General features: G+C 68.0%; 2 protein-coding genes and 1 pseudogene. 2 read left to right on the top strand and 1 reads right to left on the bottom strand.

What is annotated here, in order from left to right; all coding sequences use genetic code 11:
* Positions 1 to 54 precede the first annotated feature (54 nt).
* Positions 55 to 348: pseudogene (locus ACQKDV_RS11860) on the bottom strand (ATP-grasp domain-containing protein); the annotation flags it as partial.
* Between the two features lie 457 nt (positions 349 to 805).
* Here ACQKDV_RS11860 and ACQKDV_RS11855 point away from each other — a divergent pair.
* Entirely contained in the window at positions 806 to 2,419 is a 1,614-nt protein-coding gene (locus tag ACQKDV_RS11855) for a sensor histidine kinase (protein WP_427783935.1), read from the top strand.
* A 55-nt stretch (positions 2,420 to 2,474) separates the two neighbouring features.
* A complete protein-coding gene (locus tag ACQKDV_RS11850; protein ID WP_427783934.1) occupies positions 2,475 to 3,848 on the top strand; it encodes a sigma-54-dependent transcriptional regulator in 1,374 nt (457 codons plus the stop codon).
* Positions 3,849 to 3,896 lie beyond the last annotated feature (48 nt).

Raw genomic sequence — 3,896 nt, 5'->3', positions numbered from 1 at the left:
ACAGCCGCTGTTCGGTGGAGGGCCGCGAGTAATCGATCACGCCCAACCGCTCGGCACCAGCACCAGGTTGACCGGCAGCTCAACGCCGGCGGTCTGGTAGGTGGCCATCTTGGTGCCGAGCATCTTGGCCGCAGCGGCCTTCACGTCGTCAGTGGTCTTGCAGAACTTGACGCCGCCAGCCTTGCCGCGGCCGCCAGCGTGGATCTGCGCCTTGACCATCCAGGGGCCCTGGCCCAGGGAGTTGGCAGCGGCAACTGCTTCGTCCGGGGTCGCAGCGACCTTGCCGGCCGGGACCGGGATGCCGTACTCGGCAAGCAGTTGTTTTGACTGGTATTCGTGGAAATTCATGCGTCACCGTGGGAATAGGAACGACCGCACGCAATTCCTCAGGGGCCCCGGCGGGGCGCCGGCATGGACCGCGGCGGGCCCACTATTGTGGCTGAGCCAGCGCCGGGGCGCAAAGAAGTATGGACAAATGGCCAGACCCGGGCAGATTTCCGCCGCCATTCAGGCAGTTGCAGCGGCCCGGCGGAGTGCCCGCCGCCGCCCGCTGCGGGTCGACTGCGCAGGAAAACGCTTACACAGGCCTATACTGGGTGCGCAGGTCCCGTAGAGTCGAGCTTGCTCGACTGATGCATGAAGCAGTCGAGCAAGCTCGACTCTACGGACCGACCGGAAGCAGTCGAGCATGGCTCGACTCTACAAGATGACAAAGGGCGCAGCCGACGATCGGGGGAAAGTCGGGTGCGCTCCAAGGCCAACGCCGTCAGATCCAGTTCCAGGCAGCCAGAAGGGGAGTTCCGGCGTGTCACCCAGCGCTTCATTGATCGACCGTATCGAATCGATTCCACGGCGTGAGCTGTATTTCTTCGCGCTGTACCGCGTGCTGATCGCCTCGGTCATTGCCGCCCTGCTGTTCAGCCCGCTGTCGTCCATGGTCGGCGAAGCGCACCATCCGCGCCTGGCCTACGGCGTCGGCACCGCCTACCTTGCGCTGTCGTTGCTGCTGCTGGTGGTGGGCCGCAGCGAACGCTGGCTGCTGCCGATCGTGGTCACCGGCGTGGCGCTGGACATCATCGCCGCCAGCCTGCTGTCACACGCGCTGCCCGGTGCCAGCGCCGGCATCTCGATGTCGCTGCTGTTCAACATCGCCGCTGCGGCCACGCTGCTGCCGCTCAGCTGGGGCCTGGTGCTGGCCCTGGCCGCCAGCGTCGCTACCGCCGCCGAGTACCTGTGGAAGGTGCTGGAAGGCGGCGACCCCACCCGCACCCTGGCCGAACTGGCCATGTTCGCCACCAGCTACCTGGCCCTGGCCTTCATCAGCTACCAGGTGGGCAGCCGCGCGCGGCGCAACCAGCAACTGGCCAACCAACGCGGCGATGAAGTGGCCAATCTTTTCCAGATCAACGAGTTGATCATCCGCCGCATGCGTACCGGCGTGATCGTCGTCGATGGCGACAACCGCATCACCCTGGCCAACGAGGCCGCCTCCCTGCTGCTGGGCGACAACGACGGCGTCGGCGAGAGCGGCCAGCTCGACCTGGCCAGCGTCGCCCCCGAGCTGGCCCGGCGCCTGAGCCGCTGGCGCAATGGCTGGGCACAGGATGAGATGCCGCTGCAGCTCACCCCCGACCAGCCCGAGGTGCAGCCGCGCTTTGCCCGCCTGCTGGCCGGCAGCGAGCTGGCCCTGGTGTTCCTGGATGATTCCAGCGTGGTCTCGCGCCGCGCCGAATCACTCACCCTGTCAGCGATGGGCCGCTTCTCGGCCAGCCTGGCGCACGAGATCCGCAACCCGCTGGCGGCCATCAACTACGCCGTGCAGCTGCTGGAGGAAGGCACCGGCTTCAACGAAAGCGACCGCCGTCTGCTGCAGATCATCCACCAGCAGTGCCAGCGCACCAATGGCATCGTCGAAAGCGTGCTGGGCCTGGCCCGGCGCGAGCGCGCCACCCCCGAGAACGTCGACCTGGCCGCCTTCGTGCGCCGCTTCGTGCTGGAGTACAAGCAGGGCCAGACGCTGGAAACGGACAGCATCGAGCCGATCATCAACGACACCTCCGTACCGGCCCTGGTCGATACCCGCCACCTCTACCAGGTGCTGACCGTGCTGGTGCACAACGCGCTGAAGTACGGCCGCATCGGCGAGCAGCCGGCGCGGGTGCGCCTGCGCGTGGCCCAGCACGAACGCAGCGCGGTGATCGACGTGATGGACCGTGGCCCCGGCATTCCCGAGGCGGTGGCCGCACAGCTGTTCCGCCCCTTCTTCACCACCTCCGAGCACGGCACCGGTCTGGGGCTGTACATCGCCCGCGAGCTGTGCCGGGCCAACCAGGCGCGGCTGGATTACATCCCCGTGCCGGCCGGGGGCTCGTGCTTCCGCCTGGTCCTGCCCGGCCCGCACACCCTGCTTCCGCAGTGATCCGCCGCGTCAAACATTTGTCGCATCCAGCCCCCCTCGTTTATCTTCTCCGCCCATGAACGAAACCCGCAGCGCTCTCGTCGTCGACGACGAACGCGACATCCGCGAACTGCTGGTGCTGACCCTTGGTCGCATGGGCCTGCGCATCAGTACCGCCGCCAACCTCGCCGAAGCCCGCGAACTGCTGGCCAGCAATCCCTACGACCTGTGCATCACCGACATGCGGCTGCCCGACGGCAACGGCATCGAACTGGTCAGTGAGATCGCCCAGCACTACCCGCGCACGCCGGTGGCGATGATCACTGCCTTCGGCAGCATGGACCTGGCAGTGGAAGCGCTGAAGGCCGGCGCCTTCGATTTCGTCAGCAAGCCGGTGGACATCAGCGTGCTGCGCGGCCTGGTCAAGCACGCGCTGGAGCTCAACAACAGCGAACGCCCGGCGCCTGCCGTCGCCACCGAACAGGCCGCGCGCCTGCTGGGTGATTCGCCGGCCATGGACCTGCTGCGTACCACCATCGGCAAGGTCGCCCGCAGCCAGGCACCGGTCTACATCCTGGGGGAATCCGGGGTGGGCAAGGAACTGGTCGCGCGCACCATCCACGCGCAGGGCGCGCGTGCCGCCGGGCCGTTCATTCCGGTCAACTGCGGTGCCATCCCCACCGAACTGATGGAAAGCGAGTTCTTCGGCCACCGCAAAGGCAGCTTCACCGGCGCCCATGCCGACAAGCCGGGCCTGTTCCAGGCCGCGCACGGCGGCACCCTGTTCCTGGATGAAGTGGCCGAGCTGCCCCTGCAGATGCAGGTGAAGCTGCTGCGCGCCATCCAGGAAAAGTCGGTGCGTGCGCTGGGTGCGCCCAACGAGGAACCGGTGGATGTGCGCATCCTGTCGGCCACCCACAAGGACCTGGCCGAGCTGGTCGAGGACGGACGGTTCCGCCACGACCTGTACTACCGCATCAACGTGATTGAACTGCGGGTGCCGCCGCTGCGCGAGCGCCGCCAGGACCTGCCGGACCTGGCCGGTTCGATCCTGGCACGGCTGGCCCGCAGCCACGGCCGCCCCACCCCGCTGCTGGCCCCCTCGGCGCTGGACGCGCTGGGCCAGTACGGGTTCCCGGGCAACGTGCGCGAACTGGAAAACATCCTCGAGCGCGCGCTGGCCCTGGCCGAGGAAGACCGCATCGGGGCCGATGACCTGCGCCTGCCGCAGCACGCCCCGCGCACCGCCGGCGGTCCCGCCGCCCCCGAGGCCGTGGTCGACCTGCAGCCCGGCAACGCCGCCCTGCCCTCCTACATCGAGCAGCTCGAACGCAGCGCCATCCAGCGCGCGCTGGAAGAGAACCGCTGGAACAAGACGCGCACTGCCGCACAGCTCGGCATCACCTTCCGGGCGCTGCGTTACAAGCTGAAGAAGCTGGGAATGGAGTAGAGCCGAGCCCATGCTCGGCTGCCGTGTCGGCTGCGCCGCCGCCCGAGC

Origin of the sequence: Stenotrophomonas sp. NPDC077659 (assembly GCF_050268705.1) — a bacterium.
In the GTDB taxonomy this organism is placed as follows: domain Bacteria; phylum Pseudomonadota; class Gammaproteobacteria; order Xanthomonadales; family Xanthomonadaceae; genus Stenotrophomonas.
Note: the sequence above shows the minus strand (reverse complement) of the source record. Positions and strands in the feature narration are given on the sequence as shown.